Here is an 18,442-nt window from a genome sequence, read left to right on the forward strand (position 1 = left end):
AGGATGCCGGTGAGGCGGTTGATCAGCGCTTGATCGATCTTGGGCTGCGGGATCTCCTTGGCTTGCGCTCGATCTGGCGCGACAGGTTCTCGGTTTCCTTGATGAAGAAGCGTTGCTCTTCGCGGTGGAGATACCACACCGATTTACGCAGGCGCTGCAAGGCCTGAAGAAACTCGTCCGGCTTGCGCTGCGGTGCGGCGAGGAACTCGATCAGCTCGCTTTCGGACAGGCCGATGCGCCCGCCGACGGCGCGCGACAGGCTAGAGGCCAGCAACAAGGTCATGACCTGCTGCGCGGCATCGCCAGCCAACTCGACATCGATATGCTCGGCGATGGCGTTGCCTTTGTCGGCGATATCGTGCGTCACCGCTGGCATCAGCTTCGGCGCGATACGCTCGATCTCGTCCTTGACCTGGTCGTCGTTGAGGTTGGGGTGCTGTGCGCCGACCAGAAAGACATCGTCGGCTTCGCGCTCGTCCACGCTCTTGAGCAGGCGGGCGGTGAACTGCATCAGGCCACGGGTCTGGCGGAAACCTTCGTTCTTCTTGAACAGCGCAACGAGGTGCTTGAAGGACGGATGGAAGGGGTAGGTTTCCCTGACCTGCTCGGCGATCTGCTCGATGCTGCTGGCCACGATGTAGCCGCCATCCTCGGCTTTCTTGATCTGCTGCGCATACTCCTCGGCGATATCAGAGATGACCCGCTCATCCGGCAGTTCGTCGATGAGGCGCTTCTTGAGGATTTCGTAGATTTCGTTGCCTGCCAGCTGGACCGGTGTGATGGTCATTGCCTGACGGCGGGTTTCCGGCTGCAGGTTGGAAATGGCATCGGCGAGCGCCTTGGTCTGGGCCTTTAGCTGCCCGAGAGGTTGGCGATCACGATGGCGCAGTTGGGCAGTTCCAGCGCAGCACTCATCAAACTAGAGAGGCTGTAGACCACCATGTTGGCCAGCGTGCCTTCCCCGTATCGCAGGGTGCTGGCGTTGTCGAGATAGGGCGGCAGCTCGTCCAACAGAATCAACGTTGGCTTGTTGCCAATGATTTCCTTCCAAACGCGCAGATTGACTGCCCTCGGCCCGTTGGTCCAGTACGGCTTGATGGCATCCTCGGCGCCGAGCTGGCTTGCAATCTCGCCCCAGGGCACCTCGAAAAACCTCCACCAGAGCCTTGCTGGGTTAAACATGCTGTCATCTGATTTTGAGCCGACCTGACCGCCATGAAGAAGTGCCGCGCCATCAAGACGGACCTGTTTGCAGACTGCCAACAGCGGGAGAAGATCGACAAGTTGGGCGATCCATTGGTTGAGATAGAAGGCGCCATCGACTTGGAAGCCTTGGCGTTGGAAGTTGACCGCATGGCCCCGCGCTCGGTGAGTCTGCAAGGTGGCCGGCCACCGTTCCCCGCTGAAACCATGGTGCGCATTCTGGTCTTGAAACGCCTGTACAACCTGTCTGACGAGCAGATGGAGTATCAATTGCTGGACCGCATGAGCTACAAGCGCTTCTGTGGTCTGGCCCAAGCCGCCAACATTCCTGACCGGACGACTGTGTGGGTGTTTGAGAACCGGATCGGCGAAGCCGGCGCCAAAGCCATCTTCGATGGCCTCAGCGCGCAACTGCTCAAGAAGGGTTTGATCGCCCGGGGTGGGCAGATCATCGACGCCACGCGGGTAGCGCGCCCCGGCAGCACTTCACCAAGGACGCCAAGGAACCGCTGAACGAAGACGCCATGCCCGCGGATTGGAAGCCGGTCAAGCGGCGCCAGAAGCATGGCAAGAGCCACTATGGCTACAAGCTCACGGTGAACGTCGACAAGAGGTACAAATTCATCCGCAAGATCGTCACCGACACCACCAGCTTGTGCTTCACCATCCCACCCTACGGCCAGCAGCGCGACTACACCCAGGGCATCGCCGACTGGGATGCGCTGATGCGTGGCGTCTTTGCCAACCTGCCCATGGCCATGGATGGCCAGGTGCTGGTGAACCTCGGCCTGATTCACCGCGACAACGAAGTGATGCCGTACTGGGACGGCTGGCTCGACTGGATGCGGGCCAATGGTTGGCGGCGCTTCGGCTGGTACGTCTGGGACCAGGGGTCGGGGATGCCCGGTGACTGGGCCGGACGCCTGGCCTCCAGCTTCGAGTTCGTCTTCCACTTCAACCGCCAGAGCAGGAAGCCCGACAAGATCGTGCCGTGCAAGTACGCCGGCCAGGAATCGCACTTGCGCGCCGACGGATCATCGACGGCGATGCGCGGCAAGGATGGCGAGGTCGGGGCTGGAGCCATGCCGGGCAGCCCACGCAGGACTTCCGCATCCCGGACAGCGTGATCCGGGTGATGCGTCACAAGGGCAAGATCGGCCGGGACATCGACCATCCGGCGGTGTTTCCGGTGGCGCCGCCTGAGCACATCTTGCTGGCGTACTCGGACCCGGGCGATGTTGTCTTCGAGCCGTTCGGGGGCTCCGGCACCACGATCCTGGCCGCGCAGAAGACGGGACGACAGGTCCGCGCCATTGAGCTTGTCCCCTCCTACATCGACGTGGCGGTCAAGCGCTTCCAACAGAACCACCCGGACATCCCGGTGACCTTGCTGGCCACCGGGCAGACCTTTGCCGAGGTCGCAGCAGAACGATTGGAGATGGCAGATGCAACTGAGTGACCTCAAACTCGAACACTGGCCGACCAGCCGGCTAATTCCATGCGCCAGAAACCCCAGGAAGAACGACCACGCCGTCGAGCAGATGGCCGGGGCGATTCGGGAGTTTGGCTTTCGCTTGCCCATCGTCGCCAAGAGCACCGGCGAGATTTGTGATGGTCATCTTCGTTATAAAGCTGCGCTGCGCCTGGGACTTGAACAGGTGCCGGTGATTCTCGCCGACGACCTGACCGAGACGCAGCTCAAGGCCTTCCGTATCTTGGTCAACCGCTCGGCCACTTGGGCGGACTGGGATGAGGATCTGCTGCGCCTCGAACTCGAAGAACTCAAGCTCGATGACTTCGATCTCGCGCTCACTGGTTTCGATGCCGATGAGTTGCTGGAGATCATGGCCGGCGAGGAGACCACGACCGAAGGCCATACCGACGAGGATGCCGCCCCCGAGGTGCCGGTCACGCCGGTGTCCAAGCCGGGCGATGTCTGGATCATGGGTCCGCACCGGCTGCTCTGTGGCGACTCAACCGATGCCGCCAACTACACCCTGCTGATGGCCGGCGAGAAAGCCCACATGGTCGTGACCGATCCACCCTATGGCGTGAATTACGCCAACAGCGCCAAGGACAAGCTGCGCGGCACCAACCGACCGATCCTGAACGACAACCTTGGGGACGGATTCCAGGATTTCCTGCTGGCAGCGTTCAAGCCGGCGCTGGCCCGATGCAATGGCGCAGTCTACGTGGCGATGTCCTCCAGCGAGCTGGATGTGCTGCAGGCCGCGTTCCGCGCTGCGGGCGGCCACTGGTCGACCTTCATCATCTGGGCCAAGAACACCTTTACGCTCGGGCGCTCGGACTACCAGCGCCAGTACGAACCGATCCTCTACGGCTGGCCCGAGGGTGCCACGCGCCACTGGTGTGGTGACCGCGACCAGGGGGACGTGTGGCACTTCAACAAGCCGCGCGTCAATGATCTGCACCCGACGATGAAGCCGGTGGAGCTGGTCGAGCGGGCGATTCGCAACTCCAGCCGACCGGGTGATGTGGTGCTCGACCCCTTTGGCGGCTCCGGCACGACGCTGATTGCCGCCGAGAAATCGGGCCGTGTGGCGCGGCTGATCGAGCTTGATCCGAAGTATGTGGACGTGATCGTGCGCCGCTGGCAGGACTTTACCGGCCAGGGGGCTCTTCGTGAGGCGGACGGGGCGAGGTTTGACGATCTGGCGGCTTAGCGCTCGGCGCGTTTGAGATCGCGGTAAAAGTTCTCGTGCGGGCCAACCATCAGTAGCTTGAGCGTGTTCTCGTCGAGGACGCGGTAGGCCAGCAGGCAGAGCAGACTGCCCATGCGGAACTTGTAAACCTGCACACCAGCCAGGTCGCCAACTTTGGTTTCACCCGCCTCTGGCTGATTGGCAATGGTGCGTACCGCTTCGTCGAGCGCAGCCTTTTGCTGCTTGTGCAGTTTCTTGACGGTGCGCTCGAAGGTCGGGGTGACAAGGATGCGCATCAGCCAAACCGATACTCACCCACGGGCTCTTCCTGATCGGCGATGAGGATGTCGCGGATGACACTAAAGGGCAGGTCGGGGTTTTCAGCGGCGATCTTGCCGATCCGAGACCAGTACTCGATCTGCTTGGGCACCGAGCGGTGCTCGATGGCACCGTAGCGCTTGGCCGCCTCGACCAAGGGTTCAGGGAGTTTGACATTGATGGCCATAGGAACCTCCGTTGCACCGGCCTATAATAGCCCATAAGGGGCCAAAGAGGAACCTATCCTATCCGCCAGCCGCGACTTGCTGGTTTTTTCCGTGGGTTGATCGTTGCGACACCCGTAGATTCGCGCTGTCCTTGATGGAAGCCAAGCGCCGGTTCGATCTTTTTTGCGCTTGGCTCGGGGTTCCTTATTCCATCGTGTCGGCGCGCACCAGTTCCGCCTGGGCGCTGGCGATCAGGTCCAGGCGCAGGTTCGGGGTGATGTTGCAGGCGAGTTCGTTCAAGGTCCAGTTCATCATCAGCGTGGCTTGCGGCTCGGCGAGGATCGCGATCTCGGTCGGGCTGCCTTGCGGGTTAGGTCGGATTTCAAATCCGACTTTGCCAAATTCCTCAAGATCCGCCTGATAGCGACGGACCAGCTTGATGACGCTGGCGTGATCGGCTTTTGTTCCTTCGGCGATGCGCTCGCTCGTCGTGAACAGCTCGCCATCCGTGCCACGAAACACCAGTTCAGATACACTTTGATCAGCCATGACAGCACCTCGGATGCTCGATTGGTCAGGGGCGCCGGGTTGCATCCCCGGCGTTCCCGCCCATTCTGCTGTCACGACATTGGCCTCAACCGACGCCCGGAATCTTCCCCCGCGCCAGCGCTTTCAGTTGCTCGTCTGAGAGCTTGGTGACCTCAGGCAACGGCGGCGGCTCATCTAGGCCCCAGGCTTTGCGCTCACCTTCCTGCTTGGCCATCAGCGCCCGCAGATTGGCGGCGGCGGTGTCGGCGGCAGTCTTAGCCATATCCCACAGGGCTTTGCGTTCGCGGGTCCATTCGGGATCCGGCGATTCATTGCTTTCGTTGCGCTCGTCATCCTTCGGCATGGTTTCAGCAGCGATCTGCATCACCGCGAGCGCCTGACGGCGATAGATCTCGATTTCGATCCATTCATCACGATGCCGCGCCAGCACCTCAGCGCGCACGTTCTCGGCGGCAATCCGCTCCTGCTGCACGCGTTCGGCGTCATTGCGATAAACAACCGGCTCCTCGCGCTTGGCCTCAGCGGCAAGCCGGTCAGCTTTGCGCTGGGCAGCAGCGACAATACCTTGCATGGAGCCGCGTCGTTGCCAACCTTCGCGCTTGGCGCGCTGCTGCACAGCCTGCTTGGTTGGCGGAACAAATTCAAACTCACTAGCCGCACGCTCGGCTGCGGCCTGATAGCTTGGCTCGTCGCCGTCATATTCCCAATGACGGCGTATGGCTGCCCATTGGGCTTCTGTCAGCGGACTGGCCCTCTATGGCGTCTTCTTGGCGTCCTGGGCGCGCGCCTTCCATTGATCGATGGCGGCGAGCAGGGCGGCTTTAACAACTGGGTCGCGCTCGACTTTTTTGAGCAGATCTGCGATCAGATTCGGCGCGAGGGGTTTCGATGCGATTGGTTTAGGCGTTGACATGGCTGTTTTTTTTACTCCTGGTTGGACGAACGAAAAACAGCGGGATGGATTTATTGAGCGGCTTACCTTTGGGTGTACCCGATACCAAGATTTGATTTCCATCTGAAAACTGCGCGCCGAACGTTTCAGACGTTTGCGCAATACTTTTCGCAGGATCAGCCGCCTTCACGAACTGACCCGCTTCGTCCGCCTGACCACGCTCTTTGACGCCATGCAACACGGCGGTCTTGGTCGGGGCCGGTTCATCGCCAAACAGCGATTCTTGGTTCGGATCGCCGAACGCGCGCACCGCGTCATAGTAATCGCGCAAGAACTCGCCTATCGCCTTGGCGCTGCGCAAATTAGCATCGAAATGGCGCAAGATGATCTTGGCCTCGTTCGACAGTGAATCGCCGAACATTGGCCTTGTCGTGCAGCGACTCGGCCTCCTCGAAGCGGCAGGTGTAGCGATCCAGTTCGCGCAAGGCCCGCTCCAGAGTGGACCGGGCTTGAGCCAGGGCTTCGCGGGCATTTTGTTCTGCGCGCTGAGCTTGAAATTCGCGGGCGGTGTTCATGGTGTGCTCTCCTTCTCAGTTGATCGTTGCGACACCTGTATGAACGGGCTGGTCGCCACAGAAGTCAAGCTCAATTGGCATCTCCCGGCAGGCCACCTGCAAGGCTGGCAACAGGTCTGCCGGGATCGGCTCGTCGGGCTGCGCAATCACGCGGTGACTTCCTCGGCGATGCGGTAGAGGCGCTGTCCTGCACCCGGCGTGCCGGCAGGTCCTTCGATCTTCTCGGAGACGATGTTCAACCCCAGCCTCTTCTTGAGCGCCCCGGCCAGGGTGCCGCGCACCGTGTGCGCCTGCCAGCCGGTGGCCGCACAGATCTGGTGGATGGTCGCCCCATCCCGGCGCTGCAACATCTCGATCACCAGCGCAAGCTTGCTGTTGCGGGCCAGCGCCTTATCGACTGCGTTGCCGTGGTTCTTTCGGATGGTTGCGCCCTCCTTGGCGCATTGCACGGCTCGGTCGTAGGCATCGTCGGCATCCTGGGTGTCGGTCAAGGCGGGTGTGGCGCTTTGCGGTGCGTCTGTGGGTGGCGGCACGACATCTTCGGGCTTGACCTCGCCCTTGATGATGGCGATGGCGGCCTTGGTCAGGCGCCACTGGCCGCCTTGCTGCTCGATCAACCCCCGCTGCGCGAGGCTGGCGATCATCTTGAGTTTGGCCCCGCCATTGAGGTCGAGCAGCGGCTCGATCAAGCCACCGGCGTCGCAATGCGCGCGGGTGATGAGGTCCAGTTGGCGTTCGGTGATCGGGGTGGTTTTGTGCGGACATGGTCGTGCTCCTTGTGGGCGATGTGAGGCTCAGGCGGCTTGCTGGCTGGTCGGTTGATCAGCGGCTTTGGCGGTGGCGTTTTGTCCTGCGGCCAGACCGGCCTGGTAGGCGGCCATCAGCGCACTCTTGACGCACCAGACGCTGGTGTCGTGGAAGTCCAGGCGGTCGCTGTTGCGGGTCTCCAGGGTCTCGATGAAGAGATGCTCCTGGGCGATCCGGGCGAGCAGCTGGTCGAGTTGCTGCGCGGTTTTGGTGGCGGCGTTGTGGGCGGTTTTGCGCATCGTGGTTCTCCTTCGTGGGTGCGTTGCAGTGCTTGTAGTAACGCGCTGTTCAAGCGGTAAGCCAAGCGTTCGGTCTATCTATTTCGCATCGGAGTGGCTTGTGTTCGACACTGCTGAATCGACGGCGGCATTGGTCGTGCAGTCCGCCTGGAAACGAGGGCTCGCGCCCGATCCCATCCTCACCGTCGATGACTGGGCCAACCGCCACCGGATGCTCTCGTCGGTGGCCTCCGCTGAGCCGGGGCGCTGGTCGACCAGCCGCACGCCGTACCTGGCCGAGGTCATGGCGAGCTTGTCTGCCACCTCAGGATTCGAACTGGTCGTATTCATGGCCGGTGGTCAGGTGGGCAAGACCGAGTGCGGCCTCAACTGGGTCGGCTACGTCATCCACCATGCCCCCGGCCCGATGCTGCTGGTGCAGCCCACGGTAGAAGGCGCCAAGCGCGTCTCCAAGCAGCGCGTCGATGCCCTGATTGAATCCAGCCCGGAATTGGCAAGTCGCGTCAAAGACCCAAGAAGCCGCGATTCTGGCAACACCCAGCTGATGAAGGAATTTCCCGGTGGCGTGCTGATTATGACCGGCGCCAACAGTGCCGTCGGCCTGCGCTCCATGCCGGTGCGCTACCTGTTTCTCGATGAGGTCGACGGCTATCCGGGCGATGCCGATGGCGAGGGCGATCCGGTGGCACTTGCTGTCCAGCGTGCCGCCACCTTCGTCAATCGCAAGGTGTATCTGTGCTCAACCCCGACGCTCAAAGGCTTCTCGCGCATCGAGGCGGCCTACCTAGAGTCAGATCAGCGGGTCTTCGAGGTGCCCTGCGATCACTGCGGACAGTTCAGTCAGATCCTCTGGCGCGACATCCGCTGGCCAAAGGGCAAAATATCGGACGCCGCCTGGCATTGCCCAGCTTGCGATGGCATCCATCCTGAGTACTGCAAACCAGCACTGCTCGCCAATAGTCGCTGGACAGCCAAAGCCGAAGTGATGGCAAGACGGTGGGTTTTCACCTGTCCAGCCTATACAGCCCGTGGCTGACCTGGGGCGAGATCGCCCAGGAACACCACGCTGCCAAGGACGATCCGGTGCGCCTCAAGGTCTGGGTGAACACCAAGCTGGCCGAGACCTGGGAAGACCGCGAGGGCGAGACACTGGATGCTGAAGGTCTGATGGAACGGCGGGAAGCCTATGGGCCTGCGATTCCTGCCGAGGTGGCATTGCTCACCTGCGGCATCGACGTGCAGGACAACCGACTGGAACTGGAAGTGGTCGGCTGGGGTAGGGATGAAGAGTCCTGGTCCATCGACTACAAGGTCCTGTGGGGCGACCCGTCCGCGCCGGACACCTGGTCGCAGCTCGATGCCTATTTGTCCAACCGCTTCGAGCACGAAACGCTGGCCAACGGCCTGACGATTGAAGCTGCCTGTCTCGACACCGGCGGTCACCACACCTTGGCGGCCTACGCCTTCTGTAAGGGCCGGGAGCGCAAACGCATCTGGGCGATCAAGGGTGGCGCTGGCAAACGCCCGATCTGGCCCAAACGTCCGAGCAAGGCCAACAAGGGCAAGGTCAATCTGTTCACGGTCGGTGTTGACGCCGCCAAGGAAGCCATCTACGCCCGCTTGAAGAAGGCGTCTGGGGCGGGTGCGATGCACTTTCCGCTGGATAGGGATGCGCAGTATTTCGAGCAGCTCACTGCCGAGCGCATTCGCACGCGGTATGTGAAGGGCTTTGCGCAGCGCTTTTGGTGGAAACCCGATGGCCGCAGGAACGAAGCGCTGGACTGCCGGGTGTACGCCTACGCGGCATTGCACGGCCTGCTGTCGATGGGGCTGAACCTGAACAAGCGGGTCGAGGCGCTGCCGCCGATTCCAGCCAATCGGCAGCGAACGGCCAACCCGTCCATCAAAGTAGCGCTGACGCCAAGCCCAAGGCGGCGGCGCATGGCGATTCCGTCGAACTATGTGTGAGGGTGCCGGTTACTGGTAGTGGTAACGACAGGCGATCACCACCAAAGCCTGCTCATCCACGCAGTAGACCAGCCGGTGGGTGTCGTCAATGCGGCGCGACCAGAAGCCCGAGAGATTTTCCTTGAGGGGCTCGGGTTTGCCAACGCCCTCGAATGGGTGGCGCAGGCAGTCTTTGATCAAGGCATTGATGCGCTTGAGCGTTTTGCGGTCTTGGCCTTGCCAGTATTCGTAATCGTCCCAGGCAGCTAGGGTCCAGGTCAGTTTCAGCAGCTTGTCTTCAATCGGCATCGACCAGATCCTGCTGCTTCACCTTCCCCTGGCGGTACTGATCGATGGAGCGCGCCAAGTGCGCCGCATTCGCGGGCGACTTCAGCAGATGAACGGTCTCCATCAGGCCGTTGAAAGTGTCCAGCGACATCACCACCGCATCGGGGGCATCTCGGCGTGCAATGACCGTGTAGTCGGCATCGTCGATGACCTGATCGATCACTTTTTTGAGGTTGTTTCGTGCCTCAGAGAAATTCACCACGCGCATGACGATGGCTCCTTTTGAGTTGTGCTATTTATTGCACAAGTCTAAGCCGTTGCGTGCAGGCTTGCAAGGCAGGTGCCCATGACCCTCGAACAACTCAAGATCCAGCGCGAGGCGCTGCAGGCCGCCCGCTTCAACGGTGTGCTTACTGTGAAGGCTGGCGACAAGTGGGTGACCTACAAGTCAGACGCCGAACTGCAGTCGGCACTTGGCGATCTGGATCGTGAGATTGCCAAGGCAGAAGGTCGCCTGCGTGCGCGGCGCATCCGCACCTACGCCGGGAAGGGATTGTGATGAAGGCATTCCAGAACCTACGCCGTAAGGTGGGAGCGATGATTGGCGGCTTCGAGGGCGGTCTGTCCGCCCGTCGCCTCAAGGCGTTTCAACCCAGCCGCGCCCATGTCAACACGCTGATCCAAGCGGCCGGTGCCGACATGACCGCACGTGCCCGGTATCTCATCCGCAACAACGGCTACGCTGCCAACGCGGTCGAGTCCTGGGTGGGCAATGCTGTGGGCACAGGCATCAAGCCCTCATCACAGTAGCGCTGACGCCAAGCCCAAGGCGGCGGATGGCCATCTCGTCGAACTACGTGTGATCACTCTCCTGCATCCAGCGGGGAATGTCCCGACTGCTGTGCAGGATGCGCCAAACGTCGATGTGCTCAGAGCTTGTGAATCTTTCGCCCCCGCACTGCGATGGCGAGGCGGAGGCAGGAAGTCCCGTCATGCGGGGCGGTGTATGTTGATCGCATCGTTTTTCGTCTTTCAGTCGCGCATCTGGCCTGTTTTCCCCTGATTTTTCGCCCTCATGTTGCCATTGCCGCTGCTGCGGACGTACCTGTGCCTATGCCGAGCAATTCCGGTGCGAGCACCGCCATGCGCATCAGGTTGTGCGCCAGCGCAAACAACAGCATCACGCACTTGACCTTCGCCACCCCGCGCACCCGGAATTGCTGCAAGCCCCGATTGCGGCTCTGGGCATTGACGCATTCCGCCGTGGCCGCCCGCTTCTTGTAGATTGCCTTCGCTTCCTCGGTGCCCATCCGTTCCCGCCAGGCCGCAACGGCCGCGCTGTCCTTCGGCTGCGGTACCGGTCCATACACCTCGGTCATCGCACTGGCTTCCTCGACCTGGGCGTGTCCGACATAGCCCCCATCGACCAGCTAGGCTTCCGGCGCCCGACCACAGCGCTCGCTCACCTGCCCAATCATCGGCACCATCTGCCCCTGATCACTGCCCACGGTGGCTACATCGACGCCCACGATCACCAGCGAGTCGGTGTCGGTGGCCAGTTGCGGGTTGTAGGCCGGCCGAAACCACCATCGCCCATCTTCATGACCGTGGCCTCGGCATCGGTCATCGAGAACCGCGCTTCTTCGACTTTCTTGCCTTGCCGCTGTTTGATCGCTGCGATCTCCGGCAGCCGTGCCAAGGCCTTTCCCAGCCGCGCTTGCCGCTCGCCGCGCGCGCTCGGCGGCCGCAGGATCAGCATCCACTTCGACCTTGAGCCGCTTGACCTCGGCCCGCGCCGCTTTCAGATAGCCCTCCAGTTTCTCCTTGCGCCGGAACGACCCCGCCCCAGCACTGGCCCTCTCCCGCATGCCGTCTTGCGCTACCTGCTTGAGCTTCACCACCCCAGCCGCCATCAGACTAGCAATGCTCACCGAGAGCAGCTCGTCCAGCTCTGCACCGTGATCCTTGCGAAAGTCGGACAGGGTGTGGTAATTGACTTGCACGCCACCACAGAGCCAACGGTAGGCGTCGTGCGCTTCGGTCAGCCGGGCAATCTCCCGCGCACTGCCCACGCCGTCCAGCGTGGCATACAGCCACAGCGCCAGCAGGATCTCCGGGGCAATCGCCGCCCGGCCAACACCACCTTCCACCGCCCGGATGCCCGCGTAAAAGCTCCCCATGTCCTGCCGCTCGACATAGGCCCACACCAGTCGTGCCCGGTGTCCTTCCGGCAGCAGCGATTCCAGATCGCTGGCCCGAAATTCCAGCTGCCTGCGGTTCGGCATCAGCACCCGCGCACGGCTTCGATCCATCTCGTCCTCATCCAATCGGCGTCGATGACGCCTTATACCAAAGGCATATGTCGGTTCGTGCCGGATTGGGGGAAATTTTCACAGGCTCTCAGTCTGCTCGAGATAAAAAATCAGATAGGGGTGGCGCTTGGTGGCAATGCACACATGGGCGGCGGTCATTGTTAAGCCTTTTAATATACAGCGTATACATCAATACGATGTGAGCCTGACTGTCACTTATCTCCTTCATGGCTGACATGAAACGTCTTTCCGGCAAGATTGCTTTGGTCACCGGTGCGGCACGCGGCATTGGGGCTGCGATTGCCACCGCCTTTGTTGAACAGGGGGCCACGGTCTACCTGACTGACATCAACGACTCCGCCGGGCAGTCCCTGGCCGCGCGATTGGGCGAGCACGCACGGTTCGAGCACTTAGACGTGCGCCACGAGACCGACTGGCAAGCGGTGATGTCCCGCGTCGAGGCCCTGCATGGCGGGCTGCACGTCGTGGTCAATAACGCCGGCATCACGGGCTTTGAGGACGGCTTCGTGGCGCATGACCCCGAACATGCTTCCCTATCCGACTGGCATGCGGTGCACCGTACGAATCTCGACGGTGTGTTTCTGGGTTGCAAGCATGCGATTCAGGTCATGCGGCGAACCCAGAGCGCCGGATCAATCATCAACATCTCGTCGCGATCCGGCCTGGTGGGTATCCCGGGGGCAGCGGCCTATGCCTCGTCCAAGGCGGCCGTGCGCAATCACACCAAGACAGTGGCCCTGTATTGCGCCGAGCAGGGTCTGCCCATTCGCTGCAACTCCATCCATCCGGCGGCCATCCTCACCCCCATGTGGGAGCCCATGTTGGGTGACGGTCCGGACCGCGAGGCTCGCATGCGCGAGTTCGTGCAGGACTGCCCCATGCGCCGATTCGGTCGCCCCGACGAAGTGGCAGCGGTGGCCGTGATGCTGGCCTCGGATGAAGCCATCTACATGACCGGTGCCGAACTCAATCTGGATGGGGGCATTCTGGCGGGAGCCGTGGCGGCACCATCGGCATCCAGCGAGTAGGTCGGCCACAAAAGCTGCATAAGTTCAGAAACCTTTGGCACTCCTTTGTCGAGGAAGGAGCGCCATGCAAGTTCAGCGCATCGGATACAAGATCCGGGGGTTTTATCGGATAGCCCACTTGTGCCATCTTTGGGAGATGACACCCAAAGACGCCCAAGAACGACTCAGGATTGTTCAGTTCTTTGTGAAGCCTCCTCGAAATCCTGCACCAGCCGGAAGTAGAGAATCCTCCCAGACGGAGTCTCTACATGAAGAAGTCCAGATTCAGTGACAGCCAAGGCGTCGGCATCCTCAAGGAGGTCGAGCTCGGCGCCAAGGTCGGCGAGACATGCAGGAAGCACGGCATCAGCGAGCCGACGTACTACAAGTGCAAGAGCCTGTTCTGCGGCATGACGGTGTCGCACCTGGTGCAACTGCGCGAGCTGCAGGAGGAAAACGCCAAGCTCAAGCGCATGTACGCGGAGCTCGCGCTCATGCACCATGCACTCAAGGATGTCGTGGACCGAAAGCTCTGACCCCGGAGCGTCGCGAGGCGGTCGTGCAAGCCCTGATGGACGAGCACGGCCTGAGCCAGCGGCGGGCCTGCCTGGCCAGCGGGATTGCCCGCTCCACGCTGCGCTACCGGCCGGTGGCACGCGACGACTCTGGGGCAATTCACTTTGTGCAGACCTACATCGCGCTCAACCCACGCCACGGCTTCAGGCTTGTCGTGGACAGTGCCCGCCACCAGGGGCAGCCCTGGGGCAAAACCGTGCTCTGGCGGGTGTACTGCGAGTTGCGGCTCAGCCAGTCCCGGCGCGGCAAGCGGCGGCTGCCGGCGCGCATCAAGGCGCCGCTGCAGCCGGCGGCCATGCCCCATCAGCACTGGAGCTGCGACTTCATGGCCGACGCCCTGTGGTCAGGGCGGCGCTTTCGCACTTCAACGTCATCGACGACTTCAACCGCGAGGCGCTGCGCATTGAAATTGACACCAGCCTGCCGGTTGCGCGCGTCATCCGCGCGCTCAGCGAACTGGTACAGGTGCGCGGTGCGCCGTTGTCGATTCGCCTGGACAACGGCCCCGAGTTCATCGCCCACGCGCTGGCCCAATGGGCGCAATCTCAGGGCATTGCCCTGCGGCACATCCAGCCAGGCAAGCCCACCCAGAATGCCTACATCGAACGCTGCAACCGGGGAACTACCGCACCGAGGTGCTGGACTGCTACGTGTTCGATTCGCTGCAGGAAGTGCGCGACATGACCGCCGACTGGCTGCACCGTTACAACCACCAACGACCCCACGAATCCCTCGGCCGCATCCCGCCGGTCGAGTACCGTATGAAACAATTCCCCAACCTCTACTTCTGACTGGCTCAGGAAAACGAGGAGGCTTCACAGCATCCACGCCCTGGTCAGTCCCGAGTTCTTCGACAAGCTCGTCACCCATGCCTCGGCGGAGAAGGCCTACACCTTCGCCCAGGGCACGGCGGGCACGAATCCCTTGAAGGACGATGTGCGCCGGGGCTTTCGCTTTGGCTCCATCTTGTTCGAGGAGTATTTCGGCACGGTCACGCTCTCGACAGGTGACACCGTGCGGCTCATCCCGGAGAAAGAGGGCATCGCGTTTCCGCTGGGCACCTTCGATGCCTTCCGCACGGGCACCTCGAAAAACCTTGATCAGCCCTTTGCCGGAATAAACTTGCCGTCACCTGAATTCCAGCCGACCTGACCGTCATGAAGAAGTGCCCCGCCATCAAGACGGACCTGTTTGCAGACTGCCAACAGCGGGAGAAGATCGACAAGTTGGGCGATCCATTGGTTGAGATAGAAGGCGCCATCGACTTGGAAGCCTTGGCGTTGGAAGTTGACCGCATGGCCCCGCGCTCGGTGAGTCTGCAAGGTGGCCGGCCACCGTTCCCCGCTGAAACCATGGTGCGCATTCTGGTCTTGAAGCGGCTGTACAACCTGTCTGACGAGCAGATGGAGTATCAATTGCTGGACCGCATGAGCTACAAGCGCTTCTGTGGTCTGGCCCAAGCCGCCAACATTCCTGACCGGACGACTGTGTGGGTGTTTGAGAACCGGATCGGCGAAGCCGGCGCCAAAGCCATCTTCGATGGCCTCAGCGCGCAACTGCTCAAGAAGGGTTTCATCGCCCGGGGTGGGCAGATCATCGACGCCACGCGGGTCCCCGCGCCCCGGCAGCACTTCACCAAGGACGCCAAGGAACCGCTGAACGAAGACGCCATGCCCGCGGATTGGAAGCCGGTCAAGCGGCGCCAGAAGCATGGCAAGAGCCACTATGGCTACAAGCTCACGGTCAACGTCGACAAGAGGTACAAATTCATCCGCAAGATCGTCACCGACACCACCAGCACCCACGACAGCCAGCACTTTGAGGCGGTCATGGACCCGGCCAACACCAGCCGGGAGGTCTTTGCCGACCGAGGCTATCCGTGCGAGGAACGAGAAGCCTGGCTGAAAGCGAACGGCTATCGGAACAAGCCGCTGTCTGAAGCGCAGCAGCGGCGCAACCATGGCATTGCGAAGACACGAGCCTGTGTTGAACATGTGTTTGCGGCCATTGCGCAGATGGGCGGCAAATTGATCCGCACCATTGGTCAAGCGCGTGCCAACTTTGCGATGACGATGATGGCGGCCTGCTACAACCTGAAGCGACTGGCGTTCTTCCAGCGAGTGGGCATCGTGCCCGCATAACGCCCAACATGGGCCGAATGGCCACCGCCCACTTCGGGGTAAAAACCGGGCAACGTTGCTTGAAAAAGCAGCGATTTGTTGAGGAAGTTGAGCCGGATTCAGTCAGTGGCATCGCGCTTTGACCGGGTCCCATCAAAATAGTGGGTTATTCGAGGTGCCAGGGAGTCGAAATGACACTGACGGAGGCGTTTTCTGAGCTAGAAGATCCGCACTGCGGGCCGGCGAAGCGGCATGATCTGACGGAGATGGCCCTGATGGCGCTGTGTGCGGTCTTGTGCGGGGCGGATTGAATCTCGGCAGATTCTATTCTGGATTCCGGCCTGCGCCATCATGACGGATGAGGCACCGGAATGACGGCCTGGGGTTTCGGCCTACGCCAGCATGACGGGGCTGATCCTGTGCTGGAATGACGGGTGAGTCTGCAATGAGAGCCTGGCCTCGGCTAGTGTGGCGGGGTTGGGGCAGGATGGACGAACGCTGAGGCCCTTTGCCATTGAGCCCTCATTCGGCATACTTGCCGCCCTTTGCGAGGGAAAGAGCGATGTTGCGCAATGCCCGATTGTTTTGGCTCGAACCGGAGGATGCACCCAGCGCCGATGAGTTGGCAGAGGTCCTTGCCGCGCGGCCCTTTCGTCCCTGCGGTCCGCTCGAACTCGCCAGTCAGGGCTGGATACCGCCCCTGGGCGAGGAGACGGCTGCCTTGGTGCATACGGTCAGCCAGTGTCATCTCATCTGTGCCCGCCGTCAGGAGCGCCTGTTGCCGGCGGCGGCGGTCAATGAGGCGCTCGCCGAGCGTATCAGTGCGATCGAAGCCGAGGAGCTGCGCCCGGTTGGGCGCGCCGAGCGGCGCCGGCTGCGCGAGCAGCTCATCGATACGATGCTCCCGCATGCCTTTACCCGCTCGCGTCTTGCGCGCCTTTATCTCGATGCCGAAGGCGGCTGGCTGGTGGTGGATGCGGCAAGCAATAAGCAGGCAGAGGAGCTGGTATCCCTGCTGCGCGAGACCCTGGGTTCGCTTCCGATCAGGCGTCCTATGCCCCAGCGCCCCGTCGTCCAGACCCTGACGACCTGGTTATTGGATGGGGAGGTTCCAGAGGGCTTTGCCCTGGGCGATGCCTGCGAGCTGCGCGAAGGCGGCGAGCAAGGCGGGGTGGTGCGTTGTAGCCGACAGGATCTACTGACCGAGGAGGTGCGCCATCATCTGCGTGCGGGCAAGCAGGTCACGCGCTTGGCGCTGGTGTGGGACGAAGGGTTGAGTTTTGTGCTCTCCGAGGACCTTGCCCTCAGACGCCTGCGTCTGGCCGATGCCCTGCTTGAGGGGCTCGATGATGATGAAATGACACCAGCCCAGCGTCTGGATGCCGAGTTTGCCCTATTGTCCTTGCAACTGCGCGCGCTCTTGGGGCGATTCGCGGCGATCTTCGGCCTTGAGCGCGCCTGATCCAGACCCGGATCCGGCGGTGTTTGCGCTTTCTATCCGAGCCCTTGTTGGCCCGCCGATGCCGCCTCGATACAAAAGCGCCGGATCAAGGCGCGCAACAGCGCAATGGTCGGGCCGATGCGCTCGATCGGCAGAGACTCATCGGGTTGGTGCGCCTGGGCGATGTCGCCGGGTCCAAGGATCACAGTCTCCATCCCCAGCTGGTTAAAAAAGGGCAGCTCGGTGCCGAAGTTGACCGCCTCCGCTGGCTGGCCGGTCAATGACTCACAGGCGCGCACAATGGCGGCCTCTTGCGGGGTCTCGCCCGGGGGGATCGGGGGGAACAGGGGTTCAATCGACCAGCTGAGACCTAGGGGTTCGGCAGCCTGTGACACCAATCCGGTCAACTCGGCATACAGGGTTTCGGGTGCGAGCCCAGGCAGGAGGCGCAGATCCAGTTGTAGCTCGCATTGACCGCAGATACGGTTGGGGTTATCGCCGCCGTGGATCGAGCCTAGATTGAGGGTGGGGTAGGGGATGGTGAAAGCGGGGTAATGGAAGCGGGCCTTGAGTTCGGCACGCCAATCGAGCAGGGCAGAGATCACCGCATGCATGCCCTCGATGGCATTGTGTCCGAGCGCCGGGTTGCTGGCATGACCGCTCTGTCCGAGCAGCCGGATCGCCGTTTCCATGACCCCCTTGTGCAGGCGCACGGGGCGCAGGCCCGTAGGTTCGCCGATCAGGGCATGCCGTCCGAGTGGACGCCCGGCATCGACTAGGGCGCGGGCGCCGCGCATGGAGGATTCCTCGTCGGCGGTGGCAAGGATGATCAGGGGCGAACGCAGTTCACCCGGCTCGATCCCGCGCACCGCCTCGAGCGCCAGGGCGAAAAACGACTTCATGTCCGCTATGCCCAGGCCGTAATAACACCCATCGCGCTTGGTCAGGGTGAAGGGATCATAGGTCCAGCGTGCGGCATCATAGGGGACAGTATCGCTATGTCCGGCTAGCACCAGTCCACCGAGTCCTGATCCCAGGGTTGCGATGAGATTGTATTTGTCGGGGTAGCCGGGGATCGGCAGCATCTCGATCTGAAAGCCCGCGGTCTCAAGCCAATCGGCGAGACGCTCGAGCAGGGGGCGATTGCCTTGATCGAGGGCGGGGTCGAGGCTGCTGACAGAGGGGATGGCGATCAAGTCGGTGAGTAGGGTCTCGAGGGGCGGAGGTGCGTTCATGAAGGGCTCCCAAGCAGGCAGCTGAGAGGGTGCCTGCAAGGCTTGTATTTGCAGGACAACCGTGTAGAGTCCCCGCCATCTA

24 protein-coding genes and 3 pseudogenes are annotated in these 18,442 nt (G+C 61.9%); 13 read left to right on the forward strand and 14 right to left on the reverse strand.

Annotated elements, in window-relative coordinates; translation table 11 throughout:
• Positions 1 to 22 precede the first annotated feature (22 nt).
• Together GWK36_RS14650 and GWK36_RS14655 are read right to left on the reverse strand one after the other, a co-directional pair.
• Positions 23 to 889: a DUF499 domain-containing protein gene (locus tag GWK36_RS14650; protein ID WP_210756897.1), complete on the reverse strand. Its 867-nt coding sequence runs from the start codon at positions 887 to 889 to the stop codon at positions 23 to 25.
• A complete protein-coding gene (locus GWK36_RS14655) occupies positions 853 to 1,182 on the reverse strand; it encodes a hypothetical protein (RefSeq protein WP_210756809.1) in 330 nt (109 codons plus the stop codon). Before GWK36_RS14655 ends, GWK36_RS14650 begins: the two co-directional genes overlap by 37 nt.
• 33 nt (positions 1,183 to 1,215) lie before the next feature.
• Between GWK36_RS14655 and GWK36_RS00695 the strand changes: the two are divergent.
• The 3 genes and pseudogenes from GWK36_RS00695 to GWK36_RS00705 all read left to right on the forward strand — a co-directional run.
• Positions 1,216 to 1,856 (forward strand): annotated as a pseudogene (locus GWK36_RS00695) (IS5 family transposase); the annotation flags it as partial.
• Positions 1,857 to 2,338: 482 nt separating this feature from the next.
• Positions 2,339 to 2,662 (forward strand): DNA methyltransferase, encoded by a 324-nt coding sequence (locus GWK36_RS14660; protein WP_343033127.1) that lies wholly within the window; start codon positions 2,339 to 2,341, stop codon positions 2,660 to 2,662.
• Complete coding sequence (locus GWK36_RS00705) at positions 2,649 to 3,887, forward strand: DNA modification methylase (protein WP_166269215.1); 1,239 nt, start codon at positions 2,649 to 2,651, stop codon at positions 3,885 to 3,887. The genes GWK36_RS14660 and GWK36_RS00705 overlap by 14 nt, the downstream gene beginning before the upstream one ends.
• Here GWK36_RS00705 and GWK36_RS00710 read toward each other — a convergent pair.
• The 6 genes from GWK36_RS00710 to GWK36_RS00735 form a co-directional block, all read right to left on the reverse strand.
• Positions 3,884 to 4,162, reverse strand: coding sequence for a type II toxin-antitoxin system RelE/ParE family toxin (locus GWK36_RS00710; protein ID WP_166269217.1), 279 nt, complete (start codon positions 4,160 to 4,162; stop codon positions 3,884 to 3,886). The two genes, GWK36_RS00705 and GWK36_RS00710, sit on opposite strands and share 4 nt — an antisense overlap.
• Entirely contained in the window at positions 4,162 to 4,371 is a 210-nt protein-coding gene (locus GWK36_RS00715; RefSeq protein ID WP_166269219.1) for a TA system antitoxin ParD family protein, read from the reverse strand. The genes GWK36_RS00710 and GWK36_RS00715 overlap by 1 nt, the downstream gene beginning before the upstream one ends.
• 184 nt (positions 4,372 to 4,555) lie before the next feature.
• Positions 4,556 to 4,900, reverse strand: a complete 345-nt coding sequence (locus GWK36_RS00720) for a Rha family transcriptional regulator (RefSeq protein ID WP_166268949.1) — start codon at positions 4,898 to 4,900, stop codon at positions 4,556 to 4,558.
• 85 nt (positions 4,901 to 4,985) lie between these two features.
• Entirely contained in the window at positions 4,986 to 5,516 is a 531-nt protein-coding gene (locus GWK36_RS00725; protein WP_166269221.1) for a hypothetical protein, read from the reverse strand.
• Positions 5,517 to 5,654: 138 nt separating this feature from the next.
• Positions 5,655 to 5,813: a hypothetical protein gene (locus tag GWK36_RS00730; RefSeq protein ID WP_166269223.1), complete on the reverse strand. Its 159-nt coding sequence runs from the start codon at positions 5,811 to 5,813 to the stop codon at positions 5,655 to 5,657.
• Positions 5,800 to 6,174, reverse strand: a complete 375-nt coding sequence (locus GWK36_RS00735) for a hypothetical protein (protein ID WP_166269225.1) — start codon at positions 6,172 to 6,174, stop codon at positions 5,800 to 5,802. Before GWK36_RS00735 ends, GWK36_RS00730 begins: the two co-directional genes overlap by 14 nt.
• Position 6,175: 1 nt before the next feature.
• On the opposite strand from GWK36_RS00735, the gene GWK36_RS00740 reads away from it, so the two are divergent.
• On the forward strand, positions 6,176 to 6,544 hold the full coding sequence (locus tag GWK36_RS00740; protein ID WP_166269227.1) for a hypothetical protein: 369 nt from the start codon (positions 6,176 to 6,178) through the stop codon (positions 6,542 to 6,544).
• Here GWK36_RS00740 and GWK36_RS00745 read toward each other — a convergent pair.
• Together GWK36_RS00745 and GWK36_RS00750 are read right to left on the reverse strand one after the other, a co-directional pair.
• On the reverse strand, positions 6,514 to 7,056 hold the full coding sequence (locus tag GWK36_RS00745; RefSeq protein ID WP_210756811.1) for a DUF3489 domain-containing protein: 543 nt from the start codon (positions 7,054 to 7,056) through the stop codon (positions 6,514 to 6,516). The genes GWK36_RS00740 and GWK36_RS00745 overlap by 31 nt on opposite strands.
• 105 nt (positions 7,057 to 7,161) lie before the next feature.
• Complete coding sequence (locus tag GWK36_RS00750) at positions 7,162 to 7,413, reverse strand: DUF6900 domain-containing protein (RefSeq protein WP_166269229.1); 252 nt, start codon at positions 7,411 to 7,413, stop codon at positions 7,162 to 7,164.
• Between the two features lie 100 nt (positions 7,414 to 7,513).
• Here GWK36_RS00750 and GWK36_RS15740 point away from each other — a divergent pair, with 100 nt between their 5' ends.
• A complete protein-coding gene (locus tag GWK36_RS15740) occupies positions 7,514 to 8,449 on the forward strand; it encodes a phage terminase large subunit family protein (protein ID WP_210756812.1) in 936 nt (311 codons plus the stop codon).
• Positions 8,410 to 9,381 carry a terminase gpA endonuclease subunit gene (locus tag GWK36_RS15745; protein ID WP_210756813.1) on the forward strand — a complete coding sequence of 324 codons (972 nt, stop codon included), beginning with the start codon at positions 8,410 to 8,412 and terminating at the stop codon, positions 9,379 to 9,381. Before GWK36_RS15740 ends, GWK36_RS15745 begins: the two co-directional genes overlap by 40 nt.
• Positions 9,382 to 9,390: 9 nt before the next feature.
• Here the strand turns inward: GWK36_RS15745 and GWK36_RS00760 are convergent, their stop codons facing one another.
• Positions 9,391 to 9,669, reverse strand: a complete 279-nt coding sequence (locus GWK36_RS00760) for a Txe/YoeB family addiction module toxin (protein ID WP_166269231.1) — start codon at positions 9,667 to 9,669, stop codon at positions 9,391 to 9,393.
• Positions 9,659 to 9,916, reverse strand: a complete 258-nt coding sequence (locus GWK36_RS00765) for a type II toxin-antitoxin system Phd/YefM family antitoxin (RefSeq protein WP_166269233.1) — start codon at positions 9,914 to 9,916, stop codon at positions 9,659 to 9,661. Before GWK36_RS00765 ends, GWK36_RS00760 begins: the two co-directional genes overlap by 11 nt.
• A 78-nt stretch (positions 9,917 to 9,994) precedes the next feature.
• Here GWK36_RS00765 and GWK36_RS00770 point away from each other — a divergent pair, with 78 nt between their 5' ends.
• Positions 9,995 to 10,207, forward strand: coding sequence for a phage head-tail joining protein (locus tag GWK36_RS00770; RefSeq protein ID WP_166269235.1), 213 nt, complete (start codon positions 9,995 to 9,997; stop codon positions 10,205 to 10,207).
• A complete protein-coding gene (locus GWK36_RS00775; protein WP_210756814.1) occupies positions 10,207 to 10,458 on the forward strand; it encodes a phage portal protein in 252 nt (83 codons plus the stop codon). The genes GWK36_RS00770 and GWK36_RS00775 overlap by 1 nt, the downstream gene beginning before the upstream one ends.
• 263 nt (positions 10,459 to 10,721) lie before the next feature.
• Here the strand turns inward: GWK36_RS00775 and GWK36_RS00780 are convergent.
• A pseudogene (locus GWK36_RS00780) lies at positions 10,722 to 11,960 on the reverse strand (transposase).
• 236 nt (positions 11,961 to 12,196) lie between these two features.
• On the opposite strand from GWK36_RS00780, the gene GWK36_RS00785 reads away from it, so the two are divergent.
• The 5 genes and pseudogenes from GWK36_RS00785 (at position 12,197) to GWK36_RS00815 (ending at position 17,146) form a co-directional block, all read left to right on the forward strand.
• On the forward strand, positions 12,197 to 13,009 hold the full coding sequence (locus GWK36_RS00785) for an SDR family oxidoreductase (protein WP_166269237.1): 813 nt from the start codon (positions 12,197 to 12,199) through the stop codon (positions 13,007 to 13,009).
• 248 nt (positions 13,010 to 13,257) lie between these two features.
• Positions 13,258 to 14,355, forward strand: a pseudogene (locus GWK36_RS00795) (IS3 family transposase).
• 40 nt (positions 14,356 to 14,395) lie between these two features.
• The gene (locus tag GWK36_RS00800) at positions 14,396 to 14,716 is read left to right on the forward strand and encodes a major capsid protein (protein WP_246237871.1); all 321 of its coding nucleotides are present in this window, start codon (positions 14,396 to 14,398) and stop codon (positions 14,714 to 14,716) included.
• Between the two features lie 5 nt (positions 14,717 to 14,721).
• Positions 14,722 to 15,705 carry an IS5 family transposase gene (locus tag GWK36_RS00805; RefSeq protein WP_166269239.1) on the forward strand — a complete coding sequence of 328 codons (984 nt, stop codon included), beginning with the start codon at positions 14,722 to 14,724 and terminating at the stop codon, positions 15,703 to 15,705.
• Positions 15,706 to 16,246: 541 nt separating this feature from the next.
• Entirely contained in the window at positions 16,247 to 17,146 is a 900-nt protein-coding gene (locus GWK36_RS00815; protein ID WP_166269243.1) for a recombination-associated protein RdgC, read from the forward strand.
• Between the two features lie 32 nt (positions 17,147 to 17,178).
• Here the strand turns inward: GWK36_RS00815 and argE are convergent, their stop codons facing one another.
• Entirely contained in the window at positions 17,179 to 18,360 is a 1,182-nt protein-coding gene (gene argE / locus GWK36_RS00820) for an acetylornithine deacetylase (RefSeq protein ID WP_166269245.1), read from the reverse strand.
• Positions 18,361 to 18,442 lie beyond the last annotated feature (82 nt).

The organism is Caldichromatium japonicum (genome assembly GCF_011290485.1).
Classification (GTDB): domain Bacteria; phylum Pseudomonadota; class Gammaproteobacteria; order Chromatiales; family Chromatiaceae; genus Thermochromatium; species Thermochromatium japonicum.